21 protein-coding genes are annotated in these 19,943 nt (G+C 61.9%); 16 read left to right on the top strand and 5 right to left on the bottom strand.

What is annotated here, in order from left to right:
* Positions 1–45: 45 nt before the first annotated feature.
* The 3 genes from AC1VVK_RS24955 to AC1VVK_RS24945 all read left to right on the top strand — a co-directional run bounded on the left by AC1VVK_RS24955 (position 46) and on the right by AC1VVK_RS24945 (position 4,513).
* Positions 46–2,739, top strand: coding sequence for a TonB-dependent receptor domain-containing protein (locus tag AC1VVK_RS24955; protein ID WP_482905842.1), 2,694 nt, complete (start codon positions 46–48; stop codon positions 2,737–2,739).
* A gap of 202 nt (positions 2,740–2,941) precedes the next feature.
* The gene (locus AC1VVK_RS24950) at positions 2,942–3,577 is read left to right on the top strand and encodes a carboxymuconolactone decarboxylase family protein (RefSeq protein ID WP_482905841.1); all 636 of its coding nucleotides are present in this window, start codon (positions 2,942–2,944) and stop codon (positions 3,575–3,577) included.
* Between the two features lie 171 nt (positions 3,578–3,748).
* Positions 3,749–4,513: an SDR family NAD(P)-dependent oxidoreductase gene (locus AC1VVK_RS24945; protein WP_482905840.1), complete on the top strand. Its 765-nt coding sequence runs from the start codon at positions 3,749–3,751 to the stop codon at positions 4,511–4,513.
* A gap of 106 nt (positions 4,514–4,619) precedes the next feature.
* Here the strand turns inward: AC1VVK_RS24945 and AC1VVK_RS24940 are convergent, their stop codons facing one another.
* Both AC1VVK_RS24940 and AC1VVK_RS24935 read right to left on the bottom strand, forming a co-directional pair.
* Complete coding sequence (locus AC1VVK_RS24940) at positions 4,620–4,877, bottom strand: hypothetical protein (RefSeq protein ID WP_482905839.1); 258 nt, start codon at positions 4,875–4,877, stop codon at positions 4,620–4,622.
* Positions 4,878–4,939: 62 nt separating this feature from the next.
* Complete coding sequence (locus AC1VVK_RS24935) at positions 4,940–5,122, bottom strand: hypothetical protein (RefSeq protein WP_132392689.1); 183 nt, start codon at positions 5,120–5,122, stop codon at positions 4,940–4,942.
* An 807-nt stretch (positions 5,123–5,929) separates the two neighbouring features.
* Here AC1VVK_RS24935 and AC1VVK_RS24930 point away from each other — a divergent pair.
* Positions 5,930–6,139, top strand: coding sequence for a hypothetical protein (locus tag AC1VVK_RS24930; protein WP_482905838.1), 210 nt, complete (start codon positions 5,930–5,932; stop codon positions 6,137–6,139).
* A 289-nt stretch (positions 6,140–6,428) separates the two neighbouring features.
* Here the strand turns inward: AC1VVK_RS24930 and AC1VVK_RS24925 are convergent, their stop codons facing one another.
* On the bottom strand, positions 6,429–6,638 hold the full coding sequence (locus tag AC1VVK_RS24925; protein ID WP_482905837.1) for a hypothetical protein: 210 nt from the start codon (positions 6,636–6,638) through the stop codon (positions 6,429–6,431).
* Positions 6,639–7,182: 544 nt separating this feature from the next.
* On the opposite strand from AC1VVK_RS24925, the gene AC1VVK_RS24920 reads away from it, so the two are divergent.
* From AC1VVK_RS24920 to AC1VVK_RS24875, 10 genes are all read left to right on the top strand, one after another.
* Positions 7,183–7,503: a DUF736 domain-containing protein gene (locus AC1VVK_RS24920; RefSeq protein ID WP_482905836.1), complete on the top strand. Its 321-nt coding sequence runs from the start codon at positions 7,183–7,185 to the stop codon at positions 7,501–7,503.
* A gap of 108 nt (positions 7,504–7,611) precedes the next feature.
* Positions 7,612–8,517, top strand: coding sequence for a HEPN domain-containing protein (locus AC1VVK_RS24915; protein ID WP_482905835.1), 906 nt, complete (start codon positions 7,612–7,614; stop codon positions 8,515–8,517).
* A 30-nt stretch (positions 8,518–8,547) separates the two neighbouring features.
* Entirely contained in the window at positions 8,548–9,492 is a 945-nt protein-coding gene (locus AC1VVK_RS24910) for a nucleotidyltransferase and HEPN domain-containing protein (protein WP_482905834.1), read from the top strand.
* A 132-nt stretch (positions 9,493–9,624) separates the two neighbouring features.
* On the top strand, positions 9,625–9,840 hold the full coding sequence (locus AC1VVK_RS24905) for a cold-shock protein (protein WP_482905833.1): 216 nt from the start codon (positions 9,625–9,627) through the stop codon (positions 9,838–9,840).
* A 256-nt stretch (positions 9,841–10,096) separates the two neighbouring features.
* Complete coding sequence (locus AC1VVK_RS24900) at positions 10,097–10,327, top strand: helix-turn-helix domain-containing protein (protein ID WP_482905832.1); 231 nt, start codon at positions 10,097–10,099, stop codon at positions 10,325–10,327.
* A complete protein-coding gene (locus AC1VVK_RS24895; protein WP_482905831.1) occupies positions 10,324–10,908 on the top strand; it encodes a S26 family signal peptidase in 585 nt (194 codons plus the stop codon). Before AC1VVK_RS24900 ends, AC1VVK_RS24895 begins: the two co-directional genes overlap by 4 nt.
* Positions 10,909–10,913: 5 nt before the next feature.
* Positions 10,914–11,546: a lytic transglycosylase domain-containing protein gene (locus AC1VVK_RS24890; protein WP_482905830.1), complete on the top strand. Its 633-nt coding sequence runs from the start codon at positions 10,914–10,916 to the stop codon at positions 11,544–11,546.
* Positions 11,547–11,779: 233 nt separating this feature from the next.
* A complete protein-coding gene (locus AC1VVK_RS24885; protein ID WP_482905829.1) occupies positions 11,780–12,142 on the top strand; it encodes a hypothetical protein in 363 nt (120 codons plus the stop codon).
* A gap of 272 nt (positions 12,143–12,414) precedes the next feature.
* Positions 12,415–14,370 carry a relaxase/mobilization nuclease RlxS gene (gene rlxS / locus AC1VVK_RS24880; protein ID WP_482905828.1) on the top strand — a complete coding sequence of 652 codons (1,956 nt, stop codon included), beginning with the start codon at positions 12,415–12,417 and terminating at the stop codon, positions 14,368–14,370.
* Between the two features lie 100 nt (positions 14,371–14,470).
* Positions 14,471–14,623, top strand: a complete 153-nt coding sequence (locus AC1VVK_RS24875; RefSeq protein WP_482905827.1) for a hypothetical protein — start codon at positions 14,471–14,473, stop codon at positions 14,621–14,623.
* 78 nt (positions 14,624–14,701) lie between these two features.
* Here the strand turns inward: AC1VVK_RS24875 and AC1VVK_RS24870 are convergent, their stop codons facing one another.
* Positions 14,702–15,313 carry an SOS response-associated peptidase gene (locus tag AC1VVK_RS24870; protein ID WP_482906774.1) on the bottom strand — a complete coding sequence of 204 codons (612 nt, stop codon included), beginning with the start codon at positions 15,311–15,313 and terminating at the stop codon, positions 14,702–14,704.
* A 340-nt stretch (positions 15,314–15,653) separates the two neighbouring features.
* Here AC1VVK_RS24870 and AC1VVK_RS24865 point away from each other — a divergent pair, with 340 nt between their 5' ends.
* Both AC1VVK_RS24865 and AC1VVK_RS24860 read left to right on the top strand, forming a co-directional pair.
* Entirely contained in the window at positions 15,654–16,415 is a 762-nt protein-coding gene (locus AC1VVK_RS24865) for an ImuA family protein (RefSeq protein WP_482905826.1), read from the top strand.
* Entirely contained in the window at positions 16,330–17,865 is a 1,536-nt protein-coding gene (locus AC1VVK_RS24860; RefSeq protein WP_482905825.1) for a Y-family DNA polymerase, read from the top strand. The genes AC1VVK_RS24865 and AC1VVK_RS24860 overlap by 86 nt, the downstream gene beginning before the upstream one ends.
* A gap of 127 nt (positions 17,866–17,992) precedes the next feature.
* Here the strand turns inward: AC1VVK_RS24860 and AC1VVK_RS24855 are convergent, their stop codons facing one another.
* Positions 17,993–19,732, bottom strand: a complete 1,740-nt coding sequence (locus AC1VVK_RS24855; RefSeq protein WP_482905824.1) for a S53 family peptidase — start codon at positions 19,730–19,732, stop codon at positions 17,993–17,995.
* Positions 19,733–19,943: the final 211 nt, after the last annotated feature.

The following is a 19,943-nucleotide window of genomic DNA, read 5'->3' as shown; positions in this document are numbered from 1 at the left end:
TATTCGGCCCGTCGATTTGCGCTTGGGGTGGCATCAATTGCTGTCATGCCGACTGCTACGCTGGCGCAGACCGATGCCCCGCAGCCCGCGCCGGACCAATCGGCTGCCGAGCAGGTAACAAGCGAGCCGATCGTTGTGATCGGCACGCTCATCCGCGGCATTGCTCCAGCCGGTAACAATGTTATCGACGTCGACACTGATCGAATCCAAGCGACGGGCGCTGCCTCGACCAGCCAGGTCCTCAGCACAATTCCGCAAGTCGGCAACTTCTTCAATGGACTCCCAGCGGGCGTCTCGCAGCAGCCCGGGGCCAACACCAGCAACCCCATCAACCGCCCTAACCTGCGCAATCTGCCGGGTGCAAATACGAGTGGCGGTGCGCAGACGCTTGTCCTCTTTGACGGTCAGCGCGTCGTCGGTGCCGGCATTCAGCAGGTCGCCGTCGATCCCGACATTATCGCCCCGGGCGTGATCCAGCGGGTCGAGGCGATGACGGACGGCGGCTCGGCAGTTTATGGCTCGGACGCGCTTGGAGGCGTGATCAATTTCGTCACCCGCGATCGTTTCAACGGTGTGCAGGTCGACGCCCGATACGGCATCGGCGAGGACTATCAGTCGGTCGATGCAAGTGCGATTGCCGGCAAGGACTGGGGGTCAGGTGGCCTCTACGTCGCATACGGCTATTCCCATCACGACAGCGTGTTCGGCTCCGATCGGGACTGGGTGAAGCAGGTCGACTGGAACACCAATATTCCGACTGGTCGCAACTGCGCCGAGCCCAACGTGACTGTCGGCGGAAGGTCCTACATCCCATCCGGATCCGGTATTGTGGCGGGAGGCCCCAATGTCTGCGATTTCTCGGATCCCGTCGCCATCTATCCGACGACGACACTGCACACTGTCTTCGCCCGGCTCAACCAGCACCTTTCCAGCAATGTCCGCTTCGACATGACGGCTTTGTACGCCAATCGCTCGATCGATCAGATTGGCGGTACGTTGGGGACGGGCGCCCTTGGCACGGGCGCAGCGGGTCAGGCGACCCTTACCAGCGCTTCGCCGTTCTATCGCCCGACGGGCGATGCCAACGCGGGTCTGCCTCAGGTCGTCAAATACGACTACAGCCCGCTTTACGGAACCCGTTCCGCGACGCAGGGAACCGATCTCGAGACATGGCGCGTGGCGCCTTCGCTCTCGGTCGAACTCGGCTCAGATTGGGAGTTCAGCGGCCTGTTCAGCTACGGCCTGTCGACGACTTCGTTCAGCAACGCCCAGATCAGCGCAGCGGCCCAATCGGCAGCTCTCGCGGCCGGCACACTCAACCCTTACGACGTGGGCTCGACCGCTCCGGGCGTCGCCTCCGGATTGCTCCGCTACGCCACGGGTACCGGCCGGAACGAATTGTTCGACTACCGGGCCATCGTCAACGGGCCGGTGTTCGCGCTTCCCGGCGGCATGCTGCGTGCCGCCGCGGGCTATGAGCACATGCAGGACAACTTCACACGGCGTAAGTCGAATGCCTCGACTTATGCCCTGCAGGATCCGACGAACTATACCCAGAAGGTAGACTCGGTCTTCGGGGAGCTGTCCATTCCGATCGTCAGCGACGACAATGCCATGCCGTTCCTCAACGAGCTGACACTCTCGGCATCGGCGCGGTACGACAAGTACAACGACTTCGGCGACACCTTCAATCCGAAGTTCGCGGCAACCTTGCGCCCGGTCGAGTGGATCGCGATCCGAGGAAACTGGGGCAAATCCTTCACCGCGCCTTCGCCGGTTGATCAGCTTGGCGTTCTGGCGTCCTCGGTGGCGACAGTGCCTGCGGCATTCCTGCGCACACCGCCCGGGGTCACCGCAGGTCCCGGTGAAATCGGCCTGTTCGTCTCGGGTACGGCTCCGGGCATCCAGCCGCAGAAGGCGACAAACTGGTCGATCGGCGCACAGATCGATCCGCCGTTCGTGCCCGGGCTCACGCTGAATGCGAGCTATTACAACATCGACCTTACCGGCACGATTGGCCGTCCGGTGACCGGCGCGGATCTCAGCGATTACTATGCCAACTTCCCGCAGCTCTACGCAGTTCGTCCCAGCGGCCAGGAGCTTGCAAACTACCTTACCCAGTTCGATCCGGCCAATTTCAACTTCACCGTTGCGAACCCTACGTCGACCAGTCAGGCGATTATCACTTCGGGCGGCACGAGTTCCCCGGTTCTTGTCGCGCTCGACACGCGGGCAAGAAACCTCGGGACCGCAAAGCTCGACGGGATCGATTTTTCGGCAAACTATGTGCTCGACACCAGCTTCGCCTCGTTCGACGCGAGCGTTGCGGGCAACTACCGGCTTTCGCAGAAGTCGCAGGCGCTTCCTTCGCTGCCGGTCGCCGACGATTTGGCGTTCAATACCCCGGTATTCCGCATCCAGGGCACCTTGGGCACGCGGGTCGGCGGCCTTCGGGCGCAGATCACCTGGAACCACACCTCGGGTTACAAGCGAGGTACGGTTGAATTCGGTCAGACCCGGGTATCCGCCTTCGACGCAATCAACTTGTTCTTCAAGTACGACGTGAAATCCAAGTCTGTCTGGGCAAGCGACTTGTCCTTCACGCTGAACGTCCAGAACCTGTTTGACGCGGCGCCGCCCGAGTTCCGCTCGGCTGCCGGGCAGGGCTACGATACCACACAGGGAAGTGCTTTCAGCATCGGCCGCATCGTCCAGCTTGGCGTGACCAAGAAGTTCTGATGGTATGTCGGACCGCACGACCCGCAATGGTCGGGCGGTCCGCGGCCTGCTTCCTCAGTAGCGATGTGTGGTTTGCGTCATATCTTTGTTCCAGCAATTCTGGATGGACCCTCGGCCGGTTCGATACGCTTGTCGCCATTCCGGGCGGAAGCGCTTGCCAGTAGCATTTGAGCGGGGTTTCTCGGTTTCAGGAAAGGCCACAATGAACGACTACCGCATTCAATCCGGTCCGACGCATTTCGACATCGATGCACGCGATGCGCAAGTTTCGGGAAATCCCCGCATCGCCCCGTTGGACCCGCACGAGTTTACCGATGAGGCACGGCAGCTGATCGCGGAGACTTTCTCCAAAGTCGAAGCCATCGACACGTCGGACATTCCATCCATCTTCGGCATCATGTTCAAGCATCCCGGGCTATACCGGGCTCAGTTGCAATTGGGCAACGAACTTGGCCGGGGCGGCTGCATCCCTGCGCGCGAACGAGAACTGGCGGTGCTGCGGGTCGCGTGGCTGTCGCGAACGCCCTACGAATGGGGGCAGCACCTCGTATATGGCAAACAGGCCGGACTTTCGGACGTGGAAGTCGAGCGCGTCACCCAAGGGTCGAATGCTGAGGGCTGGGATGACTTCGATCGGGCAATCGTGCGCGCGGTGGAGGAGCTGATGGGTGACTACGCCATTGCCGACGCCACGTGGGAGGTGCTGGCCAGTCGCTGGAGCGAACCGCAACTCATGGAATTACCAGGCCTTGTCGGCCAATATGTCATGGCTGCGATGGTATTCAACACAATGCGCTTCGACCTGCTGGAGGGAAACACCGGATTGCGCAGGCGCTGAGAGCGGGGGCGCGCAGGCTCGATCGATTTCCCAATCATCCCATCGCGGTGGCGCTGAAAAAGCGGGGCCGGTGGCCTGAAGGCGCAGGTGCATACATTGTCGCCTTCGCGGACAAGCACCGGCAGCTTTTGCATCCGGCGAAAAAATGCACTCACCCCGAGGAGAGAACAGATGAAAATGATCCCCGCACCGCTTAACGGAAAAGTCGCCGTCGTCACCGGCGCTGGCTCGGGCATGGGGCGGTCGATCGCTGAGCGCTTCGCTCGCGACGGCGCCAAAGTGGCGGTATGGGATATCAATGGCGATGCCGCAGCCGAAACCGCCAAGGGCATCACCGATGCTGGCGATGTCGCCATCGCCCTCGCCGTCGATTGCGCCGATGAGGCCGCGATCAAGGCGGCAGCGGATGAGACCCGAGCCGCGCTCGGCCCGATCGACATTCTAGTCAACAATGCCGGTATCGGCCCACATGTCCGGTATTTCGACCAGGACGTGGCCATGTGGGAGGAGATGCTCCGCATCAATCTGACCGGACCGCACTTGTGCATCCGCGAGATGCTGCCCGCGATGCTGGATGCCGGGTGGGGCCGGGTCATCAACATCACATCCTCCTCGACCCAGAGCGGTTCGCCTAGCCAGGCGCATTATGTCGCCAGTAAAGGCGGCTTGCTCGGATTGACCAAGGCGTTGGCCCTCGAATTCGGCAAGAGCGGCGTCACATTCAATATGGTCCCTCCAGGGTCCATCGACACGCCCATGCTGCGCCGCGCGACAACGCTCGATATGGAAGCATTTGGAAAGACCATCCCGGTCGGCCGTCTGGGGGTTGGCGAGGACATCGCTGCCGCTTGTGCCTACCTCGCTTCGCCCGACGCTGGTTACATCACCGGCCAGACCATCAGCGTCAATGGCGGCAGATACATGGGGTCTGCCTGATTGCGCAGACACCTGTCCGGCAGGATATTGGGTGGATTCTGACCGCGGTCAAGCGCAGTGTTGGATGCTGAACGAGCTCTCCCTGTCACTTCTGATCAACGAGTTGTCAGCAGGCCGAGCGCGGCTCCGCTGTTCGTTCGGCGATCTTGTGCTGGGTAATGAGCGGATTTTCCTGCCGACCCATCGTCCAGTTCTTTCCCAGCCGCACAGTCGCATTGGGCGCGCACCAGATCTCACCCGAACTGTCGAGCGCGGTGACCCAGATCAGGTTGTGTTCCTGGCCGTAGTCGATGATCCCGATCGCATAGCCGTCGCCTTTGCCAAGAACGTGCAGGGGAACAGTGGGGTTGAGCTGCGTAAACATGCGGCGAAACTTTCCAGGAATGACCGGGCCGGCGTGACGGGCGCACGCCGGCCCGTCGTGGCTTATTCGCTCTTGTCGGTGCCCGGCTTTGAGGTCTTCGGCGCCTTGCCGTCCTCGACCCGGCCTTCGTTGCGAAGATCGCGACCTTCTTGGGCCTTCTTTTGCGCCTCGGGCGACTTGCCGTGCTCGTTCATCTCTTCCTTGATGTAGCCGGCAGCTTCCTTGGCCTTGCCTTCGATGCTCATGGTTCTCTCCAAAATACACATCCAACGCTCTTGCGTGGTGTATACTAATTGCACGAGAAACGATTTGGCTCCTGTGAACAAAAGTGATCATTTCGTCGTGCTATATTCATCGATAACTAAGTATTTTAGGGTGTCTCGGGAACTTTTTTGAATTGTTCCGGAGTTGGTCAGCGGTCAGCGGGTAACGGCCAATGGTCAACGGGATGCGCTGGCGTGCGATGCATCCGTCTGAAGCGCCGGGATCAACAGGCTTGTCACACAAGCCGTGCCGATGTGCGGCGATCGGCGGGACGGATGGGTTTCAGCCTCTTGGACGGCCGGATTAGCGGGCAGAATGGGCAGTGCTCCCCCGCGCCTGAGGCGCGAACGCGCTCTATGCCGCGCGCGGACGGGCTGAACGCCCGGTTTTTCCGTGCACACGGCACCGAGCCCCTTCGGGTCTCGTCCTTGCGGCCACGATCGCTGGCGCTGCGAGGGCACGCCTTCGGCGCGCTACCCTGCAAACCGAGTCCGAACAGGCAGTGGATGAGGTCGGTGAGGGTTCGGCGCAAGATTACGATTCGCGTGTGACCCATGGCGCTGGGCCCGAGGAGCGTGAAGAGGATGCGGGGCCGGAAGGCGATCGGCAAGCAGCCTGAATAAATGATGGGAGGCGGGCACCCCGCCTCCCATTCATCCGCTTGACCGGACGCGAAATTTTTGCGGGGAGCCCGCGCCCTGAAAGGCGCGGGCTCCCCGCTGATACCAAAAGTACATTGCCGCAAGTCCAGCCTGGTGGCACGGCTTTGGGTGAGGGAAAAAACGGCCATGACTGCACTTCAAGCCATCGAGAAACTCGTGTCCCGGCTTTCGCCAGAGCCGGTCTGCGACGACTGCATCGCGCAGACGCTCGGGCTTTCGCCATGCGAGCATACCGAACAGGCTGCGCGCGAACTTCTCGGAGCCGGCGGCTTTGAGCGCAGCAAGGATGTCTGCAGTCTGTGCGGCGAGACGCGCCTCGTCACGCGGCAGCGGTGACGAACAACCGAGGCATCACGCGGCAGCGGTGACGATTTGCCGAAGCTTCATCCGGTGATGACGTTTCGGGCCGAAACGACCGCCGAAACGACCGTCGCGGCTGTGTGCATTATGCCTCGTTTCGGGAACGCCCTGTCGCCACCTCGTTGCCGTACTGGGCAGAGCCGCTAGGCGCTCGGGCGCGGCCCGGTGCCCCCCATTCAGGGCCGCGAGCCACTTTGTGGGGGGACCGTCTCACCGCCCCCCGAGGCGGTCCCTTTACGAACCCGCCATTCGGCATTTGCCGCGATCAGAACGCATATTGATTGAAACTTGCGGCTACTTCGGCCGGCTTGCGGATGGTGCAGAGCTTCATTGCCCCTTCCCAGAGTTCGGCGCTGCGGCGCGCCGCCTCGCGGTGCGCGATGATGAGCGCTCCCATCAGATCTTCGGCCTTGAATTCGAGGCGCCGGGCGACGCCATGTCCATCATCGCTAAAGCTCAGCGTGTAGATCTTCATCCGCTTCCTCCAACCTGCCCCCAGGTATTTGCAGCGTATTGGTGCCTGCGGGTCTCGATACTTTCGGAGTGCATAACTGCTGAGCCGGTTTGCGTTGGAACGTTTCGCGCGAAAGCCGGTCTGCCGCATTTTGCTTTTGAGTACTCCGATTTCTCCGAACGACTTCTTGCGACACCGGTTTCCTTGAAAGAGCGTTCATTTTTTGTAAGATTCGCTGGGCTTTGGCGGCCTTCTGAAAGCTTGGGCTGCTGGCGGCGATCTTGCGCTGTATTGGGGATCACCCGGGCATCGACCTCGGCCCATTCCGGGTGGGAGGGCAGCGACCTGGAACAGTCGCGCCCCCGCAAAACCATCGCGCCCCGCTTATTTCCCCGCCCGCCGGAGGCGGTCTCCTCGCGCCCGCTTGCGCGTTCAAATAAGCTCGTCGCTCCGGTCCGGCACTAAAGCTGCCGGCCTCCGGTTCGCGGAGGCGCTGCAACTGTCCCCTTGGTCTGCCCATCGCCCGGAAATGGTCCGGAGCGAGCAATGCCAAGGAGATCATGAAATGCCCGCAATCGGATATGTCACCCGCGATGGCCGCAGCTTCAAGGGCCAGCTTCGCACCCTCTCGATCCGCGCCGAAATCGAGATCGCTCCCAACTCCCGCAAGACCTCCGACGCACAGCCCGATTACCGGGTAACGTCCTCCGGCGTCGAAGTCGGTGCCGGCTGGCTGCGCCGCAGCGAGGCGTCCGGCAACGACTACGTCTCGCTGAGCCTCGCCGCGCCGGAATTCGGGCCGCGCCGGCTCTACGCCAATCTCGGGCGTGCTGCCGGGCAGGATGATGAAGACAGCTACGCCATCATCTGGAATCCGGCCGACTGACCGCTCGGACTGGCACCTTCCCCGCGCCGGAAACGGCGCGGGGATTTCCTGGCGGATGCGCAAAACGAGTGTTGTCCTTACCCGGAACTCGTCTAGAATCAGCCGATTATGAAGTCGGATCTCGATCACCTTCCAGAAGAAAAGCGCCGCGACCTGAAGCGCGTGGTGGAGATTGTCTTCGCTGAATTCGAGGATGTCCTGGGGCTCGCCACGCAGGGCTGGAAGAAGCAGGGACGGATCATGAAAGTGATCCTCTACGGCTCCTATGCGCGCGGCGACTGGGTCGCGGATCCCGTCGGCCGGTACTATTCCGATTACGACATCCTTGTCGTGGTGAACGACGAACGCCTCGCGGATGAGGCCGAATACTGGGGCAAGGCGAAGGATCACCTCAACCGGGCATACGACATCATGAATTTGATCTCGGCGCCGGTCGGCCTGACCGTCCATTCGATGGCGGACGCGAACTTCCAGCTTTCGCGTAGCCGACCGTTCTTCGTCGATGTCGTGCGTGAAGGCATCGTGCTGTACGAGCTTGAGGCCCAGCAGTTCGAATTGCCCAAGCCACTCGATACCGCTGTGGCACACATCGAAGCCGAGAACCATTTCAAGCAGTGGTACAGCACCGCGCAGCAGTTCCTGGTACTTGGAAAACTCGGCATCGCCGGCGGAATGAGCAACGTAGCCGCATTCCAGCTCCACCAAGCCACAGAGAACTTCTACCACACAGTGCTGCTGGTCCTGAAACTCTACAGCCCCAAGTCGCATAACCTGAAGTATCTACGCGGGCGAGCAGAGGACATCGCCCGCGACCTGATCCCGATCTGGCCGCGCGATACCAAGTTCGCCAATCGCTGCTGGGAACTGCTCTATCAGGCCTACGTCAAGGGGCGGTACTCGCCGCATTACGTCATCCGCGACGTGGAACTCGAGTGGCTGGTCGAGCGCATCGAACTGCTCGAAACCGAAGTCAAAGCGATCTGCGAAAGGCATCTGGGCAAGTCGCTGGATTAAAAAACGAACACCTGCTGGGGGTGTTTCTCGATGATCGGCGTCTCTGCTGCGGACTTTTCCAAAGCCGGGGGGATTATGAGGACCGATCTCGACCATTTGCCAGATCAGCATCGACGTGACCTCGAGCGGGTTGTGCAGATCATTTTCTCCGAGTTCGAGGACGTGATTGCTCGGGGAACACAGCCGTGGAAGAGGCGGGGGCGGATCCTGAGCGTCATTCTTTACGGCGCCTACGCCCGTGCCGATTGGACCGCCTCTCACAGCGAGGGCCACGCATGGGATTACGATATCCTGGTCGTCGTCAACCATGAGCGGCTCGCCGACGAAGTTGACCATTGGAGCAAGGCGAAGGACGCGCTCGCGCGCGAACATTCGATAGCCAAACGCATATCGGCCCTGCCAAATCTGGTCGTCCATTCGCTGGATGACTTCACCAGGCAACTTGGTCACGGACGCCCGTTCTTCGTGGACCTGCTGTACAAGGGGATAGCCCTCTACCAGTGCAGCTCGACACAGTTCGAGATACCCAAGAAGCTCAGCCGAGACGAACTTCGCCAGCAAACCCAGCAGCTTTTCCACCAGTGGTTCGACAGCGCCAAAATCTTCCTCGATATGGCGGATTTTGCACTAACGCGCGGAGCGAATAGCCATGCCGCGTTCCAGCTTCATCAGGCCGCCGAGCAATCGTATCAGGCCGTTCTTGCGGTCAAGACCCTCCACTGCTCGCTCTCACACCACCTCAAATTCCTGCGCGCCCGGGCCGAGAACGTCGCGCGTGAACTGATCCCGATCTGGCCGCGCGATGACAAGTTTTCCATGCGGTGTTTCGAGCTCCTGCACCTCGCTTACATCAAAGGCCGTTATTCACCCCGCTACTCGATCAGCGACGCCGAACTCGACTGGGCTTTTGACCGGGTACAGACGCTCCAAGCCGCGGTTCAAACCATTGCGGAAAAGCGAATTTCCAGCATCTGAAGGCTGAAAATCGTACTGGGTCTGCAGAAAAATGACCCTTGTGAATTCCGGCTTGCAACAATCGTCAACTAACAGACTTGTCTTCCTTGGGGACTGCGGCTCACCTTTGCTGCAGGTTGAAAGGCTGGGCAGATGCCACGGGGGAAAGTTCTGAATTTCGACACCCGAAAAGGCTATGGCTTCATCGCGCCGCTCGATGGCGGGCCCGACTGTTTCGTCCATATCTCGGCTGTGATCGCATCCGGAATGTGGACGCTGACGGCCGATCAGCAGATTTTCTATCAGATATTGATCGCAAGGAACGGCAAAGTCTCGGCGGTCAATTTGCGCGGCATTTCTCGCGAATGAGCGTGTAGCTGACAATCGCTTCCTCGCCATTTTTCGAACCCTGGAATACGATCTGTCAGCTCAGTTTGTCATGATCGAAACGCCAGCGACCCAGAAAGGCGCCATCGTCATATTGATGGCTCATGGCGAAGCCGTCGGGCCGGGGGGAGTCGAATTTACCTATAGCCGAATTCGACCCTGCCTGAAGCATGGATTGTCCCTCATTTGAGTGTCCCCCAGGGCGACAACGTGTCGCCCGGCGCACGGAAGGGACACCATGGAAAACTCCGACGAGATCGATCGGGCGCGGGCTGCGAAGCGCGGTTCGCCTTTCCTCAACACGCCGCAGGCAGCCGCTTATCTCGGCATCTCGATCCGCCTGCTTCTGCGATATCGGCGCAATGGGGGTGGGCCGATCTTCCGGCGCCACTGCCGTTTCATCCAGTACCACATCGACGATCTCAACGCCTGGAGTGAGGCGAACTCCGACCGGGCCTTCCGCCGATGAACGGGCCCGACGTCGCCGGCAATGACGCGCCGATCCTGCCAGTTGTCGAGGCCTGGAAGACCCGATGGAGCCGTTATCGAAGGCGGCGAGCCTTGGTGCTTGGCATCGCTTTCGCGGGCAGCCTGCTGGGTGCAACCTTGGCCTTCCCGCCTGCACCGCGCCTTCTCTGGAATGCCAGTCCCAGCGCGCCGATGGGCCTTTACCTGGTATCGCCGGGAAGCGACCCGCTTCCGGGCGATATGGTGATTGTCCGCATGCCCCGCCCCTGGCGCGACCTTGCCGCCTCGCGCCGTTATATTCCCTCGAACGTACCATTGGTGAAGCGCGTCGTCGGCTATCCGGGACGCGAGGTTTGTGCACTGGGAAACGAGATTTTTCTCGACGGCGTTCCACTGGTCGTACGCAAGGCGCGCGATGGGAAAGGCCGACCCATGCCCTGGTGGGAAGGGTGCCGCGTGCTCGCTCGCGGTGAATATTTTCTCCTCATGACGGCCAGCCCCGATTCCTTTGACGGGCGGTATTTCGGGATAAGCCTCAGCTCGGACATCATCGGTCAGGCCTATCTGTTATGGGAGCGCTGAAAGCGATGATCGTCGCCGCGACGATCATCGCGGCAAGCCCTGTCCGCGCCCAGGATCTGGAGCGCTGGCAGCCCCATATCGAAGAGGCGTCGGCTCGCTTCGGCGTGCCGACGGCCTGGATAAGGAAGGTGATCTGGGCCGAGAGCCGGGGCCGACCGCAGATCGGTGATGCGCCGATCCGCAGTCCCAAAGGCGCTATTGGCCTCATGCAACTCATGCCCGGGACCTGGGCGGATATGCGCGCCCGCCTGTTGCTCGGTAACGATCCCGACAACCCGCGCGACAACATCCTTGCCGGGACATTTTACCTGCGACTGCTCTACGACCGCTTCGGATATCCGGGCCTGTTTGCTGCCTACAATGCGGGGCCGGCGCGCTATGAAAAGTATCTCTCCGGCGCGCCATTACCGAGTGAAACCGTGGCCTATCTGGCCGCGATAAGCGGGAGTGACGCCCCCGCTTTGCCGCAAGCGCCGCCGCTTTTTGTCGGGACCACGCGGGCTGCCCAAACCCCTGTGGAGAAATCGGCGGACAAGCTGGGGCAAACAGGTGGGGAAGTGGTGGACGGAGGCGGCAAAACTCCCGTTCGGCCGCCTGTACGCGACCCATTGTTCGCGGTTCGTAACGACGCCCACTGAGAGGTTGAGCCCAGACGAGAGGTAGGAATGCTCGTCTGAGATGTCGCAGTGTGACGGGCGCCGAACAGTCTATCAAGGCCCGCGGGTACCCCCCAATTTGCTTCGCAAATCGGTTCCCCCCACGTCCGCTTCGCGGCGCAGGGCTAAAGCCCTGCGGCCCTGACAGACCGCCCGGCGCCCGTCTTCGTAAGGTCGTTCTCAGTCACGGGAACGGTCACGCGAGGAGCTTCATCATGCAGATCGATCGCACCATTGCCGCACACCATAACGATGTTTTCGCGAGCCTCGTTCACGGGCTCGAAATCGAGTTCGGAGTAGGCGCAGGACACGCCCTGGCGCAGCGTTTTATCGACGCGGAGGAAAGCGATTTCCTCTGGGATGCACGTATCTCGGAGCGCTGGCTCGGGCGCTACGAAGGCCTTGGCGAGGATGATGCGTTCGATCTGGATCGGGTCGCGGTCCTGGGACGACTGGGGCGCCGCTGGTTTGCCGCCACGCTCATCATCGATGGCGATGGCGATCCGGTCGGCCTCATTGCCCGGCGCAATTTTGCGAAGCGTGCGGCTGCCGAGATGGCGAGTGCGCAGGCCCACTAGAGGTTTGCACAATGGATGGGGCAGTGCCTGACCGGTGCTGCCCCGTCGATTTGCCGGTGACCGATCTGTACCTGGCAGCTGGTCACAGGGTTGGGACAGGCAGGTTGGTTGAATTGATCGGGAAGGGGCTGAGAGGAGGAAAAGTGGCGGACGACAAGATTGAAGGCGTGTCTCGCGACACGCTTAAGTTTCTGTCTGCACATCGTTTTTCTACGAGACTGTAGGGTTGGTGACGAGACTGTAGCGAGACATGCCGTTTCGGGAGGCTTTGCATGGATTTCGACGACGATTTCGAGCCGCGCCTTGGCCGGCAGCGCGATGCAAGCGGTAGGAAAGCGATCAAATACGCGACCCGCGTTGCCGTCGCAGCGGGGCTGATCGGCGGCGGGAAGAAGGGCGGCAAGTTCGTTGGCAGCCGTATCGGCCGGGGCGCGGTGCTCGGGCGCGCGCTTTCGGGGCGAGACCGGCTGGCGGGATATCGGGCCCGCCGCGTCGTCGTGAAGACAAGGCTCGTCAAGGTGCGTAGCGGTAGCGCGAGTGCCCTCAGGGCGCACCTCCACTACATCCAGCGCGACGGTGTGACGAAGGAGGGCGAGCGGGGCGTGCTTTACGGGCCCGATAGCGACCGCGTGGATGGCGCTGAATTCCTCGATCACTCCAAGGACGACCGGCACCAATTCCGCTTCATCGTCTCGGCCGAAGACGGCGACCAATATGGAGATCTGAAGCCCTACATCCGCCGGCTCATGAACCAGGTCGAGGAGGACCTTGGAACCAAGCTGGAATGGGTCGCCGTCGACCACCACAACACCGGCCATCCTCACACGCATATCGTGCTTCGCGGGATCGACGACCGGGGCAAGGATCTCGTCATCGCGCGGGACTACATTGCCCATGGTTTCCGTGAGCGCGCCGTTGAACTCATGTCGCTCGATCTCGGGCCCCGCGCAGACCAAGAAATCGAGGTGCGGCTTCGTCAGGAAATGGAGCAGGAGCGTCTTACCAGCCTGGACCGCCGTCTTATCGGTAGGATGGACGCCGATCGGTGCGTCTCACCGCACGATCGCGATCCATTTTTCCAGGCACTTGAGACCGGACGACTTCAGGCGTTGAAGCGGATGGATCTCGCGGCGGAGTTAGGTGACGGGCGTTGGCAGCTTGCCGATCGGCTCGATGAAACCCTGAGGGCGATGGGTGAGCGCGGCGACATCATCCGCCTGATGCAGCGCGAAATCACACGCGCCAGGCTGGAACGACAGGACCAGCGCATCTATTCGCCGGACGTTGGGCCGCTTGTCGGCAGGGTCATTTGTCGCGGGCTAGCAGACGAGCATCGCGATCGTCATTTTCTGCTGGTCGACGGTGTCGATGGACGTTCGCACTACATCGACATTGGACCGTCAACAGCGGTCGAGCAGTTGCCGCGCGATGCTGTTGTGCGGGTCAGCCCTCGGATAGCTGCAGTTCGGGATATCGATCGGAATGTGCTGGCGGTATCGCAGGCCAATGAGGGGCGGTATTCGATCGCGCGGCATCAGCGTTACGATCGCTCGGTCAGTCAGGCTTTCGCCGAAACGCATGTGCGCAGACTTGAGGCGATGCGGCGGGCGCGGTTCGATGTCACCCGCGAGGCCGATGGAAGTTGGCGTATTTCCGCAGAGCATCTGGAAGTCGCAGAACGCTTCGAGCAGCGCGATGTCACTTCCCGGCCCGTTGCCATCGAGGTCCTGGGATCGGGATCGGTGGAGCGAATGTCCGGCATGGAAGCGGCAACATGGCTTGATCGCGAACTTGCCTCGCCTTCGGGACTGGTAATGCGCGATGCGGGGTTCGGACGCGAAGTGCGCGCGGGCCTGGACCAGCGGCGCCAGTGGCTGGTCGAGCAAGATTTGGCCGATACTTCTCCCAGCGGCGTCAGATTGCGGCAGAATGCCCTGGCGTTGCTTCAGCGGCGCGAATTGCTCCGGATCGCCGAGCGTCTTTCCGGGGAGCTGGGGAAGGAGTTCTCGGAGGCGAAGGCCGGCGATTGGATCGAAGGCAAGGTGAGCCGCAGGATCGATGGTATTTCGGGGCGCTTCGCACTCATCGAGCACAGCCGCGAATTCACTTTGGTTCCATGGCGGCCGGAGCTTGAGAAACAGCTTGGACAGGAGGCCGGCGGGATCATGCGCGAGGCCGGTATCAACTGGCAGTTCGGTCGCGGACGATCGGGACCGGAAATCTCGTGATCGGGGCCTGGCGGCGGTCGTAGGTGCTGCCTCCGCGAAGCGCCGCCAATCCGGATGCATCATCGGTCGTGCTTGTCGTTTCTTGTTGTACGTGGCTTTGATGGAAAGCGAACGTGCAGCGCAGCGTTATCGGCAGGCCGTGAATATTGCAGGAAACAAGCAGGCCGTCGAAAGGGCGGGGCAGGCCCTCATCAACGCGTTATTGGCGGAGGGTTTCCGTCCGTCCTCCGAACGACGGGAGCGTTTCCATTGAAAGCTTACATTGAAGCTGGTCCGCTCGGGGCGGCGCTTGCGCTTCCCCGGTTGGTACGCCTTATCGCGTGATCTCCACCTACAGTGGCAACGATAACTGGTGCGACTGAGCAGGCGGCTTTTCCGCCTTCTTGTCGGACCAAGGCTCGTCGGAAGGTTCGCGCAGCAACTCTGCCTCCCAAGGCTTGCAAAGCGCGTGAGCGGCGGTGGGCGAGCCCTCGGTCCAGGTCGCCCAGTCCTCGCGGCGCAAGACCACCGGCATGCGGTCATTAAGGTCCGACATTGCCTCGTGCGCGCGAACCGTCATCATCGAGAAGACGTGCGCCCATTCGTCACTGCGTTGCCAAATTCCGGCGATCGCGAATACTTCTTCGTTGGGCAGAGAGAACCACGTACGGGTCATCCGGCCCTTTTCGCCTTCCGCTTCAGCCCATGCGTTCAGCGGGACAAGGCAGCGACGGCGCGCGAAGCTACCGCGCCAGAACTTAGAGCCGATTTTATCCGTGCGTGTGTTGTAGACCGGATGCGGCTTGAGGGGTTGGCCGGTTACAATGCTCGCATCGATGCGAGGGTATCCCCAAGCCATCGCCCGAACCTGGTTTTGCGCGATGACCAGGCCGGGATCCGTTGGCGCGACAACCTCGAGATAGTTGGCTCCAAGTGGAGCCTCAGTGTCGAAGAGGGCTGCGATGGCGCTGGCCGGCGTCGTCAGGCGATAGAGGTTGCAGATGACAGCGTCCTTTCAAAGCCAATTCTACGCCTGCGGGAAGGGGCGGAAAAGCGAGTAATCACTGCCGGCGGCGGGCGCATTCCGATTCGGCCGTTCCTCAGCCGCCAGCGGATTTGACGCTGGCCAAAATAGGAGCCGACGGGCATCGTCGCGGCAGGAAAATTCGCTGCCTTTTTTGCCTGAAATCTGGGCCCTTTCCTCGTCGAGCGCTGCCACGTTCCAGGCGCGGCGTTGACTCTTGGATGGAATGGAACAAAATAAGAACATAATTTCCCACGCAGAGCCACAAAGGAGGCCCTTCATGACGGCGCGAGGGTCGCCATCTCGCATTGATGCCCTGCGCACCCGGATCGCCGAGATCGAAGGCGGGGACAGGCGCGCGCGCGAGGTATTGCCCTTCGGGCTTGAAGCGCTCGATGCCAAGCTGCCGGGCGGAGGGCTCGCGCTGGGTGCACTCCATGAGGTAGCCGGCGGCGCCCAGGGGGTGACCGACGGCGCGGCGGCTGCCTTGTTTGCGGCCGGCATCATGGCGCGCGCCGAAGGCAAGATCCTTTGGTGCATGACCAAGGCCGATCTCTTCGCACCGGCCATTGCTCAGGCCGGGCTCGATCCCGACCGTGTCATCTATCTCGAAGCGCAGGACGAAAATTCGGTGCTCGCCTGCTTCGAAGAGGGGCTGCGCCATGGCGGGCTGGGCGGCGTCGTTGCGGAAGTGTCGCGGCTTTCGATGCCCGTCTCTCGCCGCCTGCTTCTGGCTGCGGAAACCAGCGGCTCGATCGGCATAGCGCTGCGCCGCTGGCGCAGGCGCCAGGATGCGGCCGATTTTGGGCAACCGACGGCGGCGGCGACACGCTGGCGGGTGACGGCGGTTCCTTCCGAGGTTTTGCCGGTCCCCGGCGTCGGGCGGCCCCGCTGGTTCGTCGAGCTCATCCGGTGCCGGGCTGGCGAGAGCGCCGATTTTCTATTGGAATCCTGCGATGCGACAGGTCGTCTCGCTCTTCCTGCCGACCTGGCCGATCGACCGGCTGCGGCGCAGGCTTGGGCGGCAAGCACCGCCGCCTGACGCGCCGCTGGTCCTGGCGGGCATGGAAGGCCGTCGCCGGGTGCTGACTGCGGTGAGCGCGCCTGCGCGAGTGCTTGGCCTCAACATCGGGATGGCGGTGACCCAGGCGCAGGCGCTGGTGCCCGATCTGCCGATCATGGATGCCGACCGTGAAGCAGACGATGAGGCGCTGCAGCGCCTCGCGGTCTGGTCGCTTCGCAAATACTCGCCGCTCATTGCGCTCGATCCGCCTGATGGCTTGATGCTCGACGTGACTGGGGCAACCCACAGTCACGGCGGGGCCAGGGGGCTGCTAGCCGACATGCTGCGCCGGCTCGCCGAAGTGGAAACCGCTGCGCGCGCCGTCTGCGCACCGACGTACGGGGCTGCCCATGCGCTTGCCCGGTTCGGAGGTGAGATATTGCGCCCCGAAGGACTTGCCGTCATCGGTCCGGCCGACTTTGTTGCGGCGGTTGCGCGGCTGCCACTCGCGGCCCTTCGCCTGGAGGTCAAGGCAATCGAGAACCTCGCCGCGCTGGGCATCGAGGTGATCGGGGAACTTGAGGCTATGCCCCGCGCCTCGCTCGCCTTGCGATTTGGCTCCGATCCCGGTCGGCGGCTCGACCAGATCTATGGGAGGCTGTCCGAGCCCTTCGAAGCGGTCGAGGCGCCGCGGCAGATCGAAGTCGAGCGGCGCTTTGCCGAGCCGATCGGGGCCCCGGAGACGATCGCGCGCTACACCCGCAAACTGGTTGATGCGCTCTGTCAATTGTTGGAGGAGGCAGGGCTTGGTGCGCGCCGGCTCGATCTTCGCTTCCACCGCGTCGACAATGCCGTTCAGGCCATCCGCGCCGGGCTAGCCAAGGCGAGCCGCGAGAAAAAGCAGATTGCCCGGCTGCTGTGCGACAGGATCGAGACGGTCGATCCCGGGTTTGGCATCGAGCGCATGGTGCTGGCCGCGCCGGTGATCGAGCCGCCGGGGCTGCGAGCGATGTCGAGCCTCGACGAAAAGGCCGTTCCCGATGTCTCGGCGCTCGTCGATATCCTCGGCAATCGTGTCGGCGAGGAGCGATTGTTCCGCGTCACCGCACGGGAGAGCCATATCCCCGAGCGTTCGGTCATGCGGATCGCACCGATGGCCGATCCGACATTGCTGCGCTGGCCGCAGCGCTGGCCGCGACCGGCACGCCTGTTCGCAAGGCCGGAGGCTATCGAAACCATGGCGCTTTTGCCCGACCATCCGCCTGTTCATTTCGTGTGGCGCGGCGTGCGCCGGCGCGTGAAGCGAGCCGATGGCCCCGAGCGCATATACGGCGAATGGCATTTAAGCGAGGCGGAATGGCTAAGCGTGCGCGACTATTTCCTCGTCGAGGACGAGACGGGCGCGCGGTACTGGGTGTTCCGGCAGGGCGACGGCATGGACGCTGCGACCGGCGAGCAGGACTGGTTTCTGCATGGCCTGTTCGGATGATGGTTAGGCAAGAATTATAGAGCTTCTCAAGCTTCCCGCGTCGACTATCGCGCAGGCTAGCTCGGTCCCATATCGTAGACCCAGAGGTCCGCTTTTTGCCGCGATGTCGGCAGGTGATAGACGAGTATCATCCGCCTCGCTTCGTTTTGGGTACTGCCGGTTTGGCTTTCGAAGACGGCTTCTTGGTTCTGAGCGTCCCGGCAGTCGGCTTTGAAGGCGTCGACTTTGGGGGCGTCGCCGCGCCGACAGGCTGCGTCAGCTGCGCGACCAACCCGGCAATGTTGGGCGCGCCCAATCCTGTCACCAGATCATAACCGGCGGCCGCACCGTAGGCGCCGTTCGAACCCACGACGATGTCCCGGAACCCGGCACTGCCGGCCATCGGGTAGATTTTGGGATTGAGAAACGGCAGAAAGGGTAGGGCTGCTTTCTGGCGAGCTTCGTTGATCAAGGCGCAGATCCCGGCCCACATCGGGGCGCTCCAACTGGTCCCGCCAATTCCCATCGGCTTTCCGTGCAGGACAAGGAAGGCGCCAGTGTTTGGATCGGCGGCCGCGCAGACATCCGGGACCAGGCGATCCGACCCGGAAGGAACGCCCGGTGCGACCTGCCAGACCTGGCGCTTGAAGAGGACGCTTCGTCCTCCTCCGCCCGCACTCCAGGCTGTTTCTGCAGCGACAGTTCCATCCGCCGCGAGTTGCAGGGAGGTCCCACCCACAGCAATGACGGACGTGTCCGTGGATTCGTATTCCGCCTGCAGGGGCCCGGTAGGGTTGTGACCGGTCGCATCGGGGTTGGATCCCGCATCACCCGTCGACACAAAAACGTTCACGCCGGCAGCGGCAAGCTTCAGGAAGCGGAGGTGCTGGGCGGCAACTTCACCATCCGGTCCGCCCATGTAAGTCTCGCCAAGACCGAGACTGATAGAAAGCTGGCGCAGCCCCGGGTTTGCGGGAAGGTCGCTGATGATCCGGTCGAGCGCCCTGTCGAGCGCGGAGAACTGGAGCGATCCTGATGCGTAAACCCGAACCGTGGCTCCCGGTGCAAGTCCCCCGGACCAGCATACATCGAGTGTCTCTTCTCCTTCCGGCGTCGGCAAGGAAGTGTTGCCAACGTTGATCTTGACGACTTGCGAGGACTTTATTTTGAGCCCGTTGGCCTTCCAGAAGGCGGACAGATCGCCGTCATCGGGAAATGTGTCGATCAGGATCGCGATGCTCTGACCCTTCCCGGTGACGCCGATGCCGTCTCCCCCATAAGCCTTCAGAATCTCGGAAACGAGGTAAGGGGGCTTGTTCGCGACGTTCGGCGTCAGCTTCCCGGTACTGGACAGCGATCCGCGGTTGACGGCCGAACGGGAGAAATGGGCCCTGAAGTGCTTTCGCGCTCTGCGGAATGGTTGCAGGCCCAGGATCGCGTGGACAGACGCGCCGACCTCTGCCGGAAGGCTCGGAGCGTTCTGCGCGGACATGTAGGTGATGCCGTCGCGAACGACCGGGACCATTTTTACCTGAAGCGTCTGCTGGACAAGGGACACAGGGCCTTTTGCATAGACGGCGCTATTGTCCGAAGCGACTTCGTCGATCGTGAAGCCTTGCCCCTTTAGCCAGTCGGCAAGATCCTTGGCGCCTTTCGCATCGCCGCCATATTTCGCCGTCAGGTCGGACGCCGGTATCGTCTCGCCCGCGGCGACCTTGTCCTCGAGTTCCTGGCGGAGCGTATCCGGAGTATCGAGCGAGAACATAATGTCGACCGGCTGCTCCGAAGTCGCAGGATCGATTGCGCTAATCATGAGTCCTGTTGGGGTGAGGCCTACATGATCAGGAAGCGGGATGACGCTATTTGTGAAAATCTTGCGGTCAGGCATGTTTCATCCCCCCAGATTGATTGGACGTGAAAACGACTCGCTAAGCAATTATTCTCGACGATAACAGATATAGATGCGACTTACTTGTGCTCGATCGGCTCGTTGGAAGAGACACAAGCTCGTGGATTGTCGCCCGCTACGATCGCATGCTGGCGAACGTCTACCCAAGCCATCGCGGCCGGGTCAAAACTCCGTCAATATCTTCGCCGAT

The organism is Novosphingobium sp. BL-S-32, from assembly GCF_056857055.1.
The sequence above is the reverse complement of the archived record's forward strand: the minus strand, read 5'-3'. Positions and strand labels throughout refer to the sequence as shown.

Coding starts and splice junctions, on each gene's coding strand:
- AC1VVK_RS24955 (WP_482905842.1), top strand. CDS start 46: ATGCCGACTGCTACGCTGGCGCAGACCGATGCCCCGCAGCCCGCGCCG.
- AC1VVK_RS24950 (WP_482905841.1), top strand. CDS start 2,942: ATGAACGACTACCGCATTCAATCCGGTCCGACGCATTTCGACATCGAT.
- AC1VVK_RS24945 (WP_482905840.1), top strand. CDS start 3,749: ATGAAAATGATCCCCGCACCGCTTAACGGAAAAGTCGCCGTCGTCACC.
- AC1VVK_RS24940 (WP_482905839.1), bottom strand. CDS start 4,877: ATGTTTACGCAGCTCAACCCCACTGTTCCCCTGCACGTTCTTGGCAAA.
- AC1VVK_RS24935 (WP_132392689.1), bottom strand. CDS start 5,122: ATGAGCATCGAAGGCAAGGCCAAGGAAGCTGCCGGCTACATCAAGGAA.
- AC1VVK_RS24930 (WP_482905838.1), top strand. CDS start 5,930: ATGACTGCACTTCAAGCCATCGAGAAACTCGTGTCCCGGCTTTCGCCA.
- AC1VVK_RS24925 (WP_482905837.1), bottom strand. CDS start 6,638: ATGAAGATCTACACGCTGAGCTTTAGCGATGATGGACATGGCGTCGCC.
- AC1VVK_RS24920 (WP_482905836.1), top strand. CDS start 7,183: ATGCCCGCAATCGGATATGTCACCCGCGATGGCCGCAGCTTCAAGGGC.
- AC1VVK_RS24915 (WP_482905835.1), top strand. CDS start 7,612: ATGAAGTCGGATCTCGATCACCTTCCAGAAGAAAAGCGCCGCGACCTG.
- AC1VVK_RS24910 (WP_482905834.1), top strand. CDS start 8,548: ATGATCGGCGTCTCTGCTGCGGACTTTTCCAAAGCCGGGGGGATTATG.
- AC1VVK_RS24905 (WP_482905833.1), top strand. CDS start 9,625: ATGCCACGGGGGAAAGTTCTGAATTTCGACACCCGAAAAGGCTATGGC.
- AC1VVK_RS24900 (WP_482905832.1), top strand. CDS start 10,097: ATGGAAAACTCCGACGAGATCGATCGGGCGCGGGCTGCGAAGCGCGGT.
- AC1VVK_RS24895 (WP_482905831.1), top strand. CDS start 10,324: ATGAACGGGCCCGACGTCGCCGGCAATGACGCGCCGATCCTGCCAGTT.
- AC1VVK_RS24890 (WP_482905830.1), top strand. CDS start 10,914: ATGATCGTCGCCGCGACGATCATCGCGGCAAGCCCTGTCCGCGCCCAG.
- AC1VVK_RS24885 (WP_482905829.1), top strand. CDS start 11,780: ATGCAGATCGATCGCACCATTGCCGCACACCATAACGATGTTTTCGCG.
- rlxS (WP_482905828.1), top strand. CDS start 12,415: ATGGATTTCGACGACGATTTCGAGCCGCGCCTTGGCCGGCAGCGCGAT.
- AC1VVK_RS24875 (WP_482905827.1), top strand. CDS start 14,471: ATGGAAAGCGAACGTGCAGCGCAGCGTTATCGGCAGGCCGTGAATATT.
- AC1VVK_RS24865 (WP_482905826.1), top strand. CDS start 15,654: ATGACGGCGCGAGGGTCGCCATCTCGCATTGATGCCCTGCGCACCCGG.
- AC1VVK_RS24860 (WP_482905825.1), top strand. CDS start 16,330: ATGCGACAGGTCGTCTCGCTCTTCCTGCCGACCTGGCCGATCGACCGG.
- AC1VVK_RS24855 (WP_482905824.1), bottom strand. CDS start 19,732: ATGCCTGACCGCAAGATTTTCACAAATAGCGTCATCCCGCTTCCTGAT.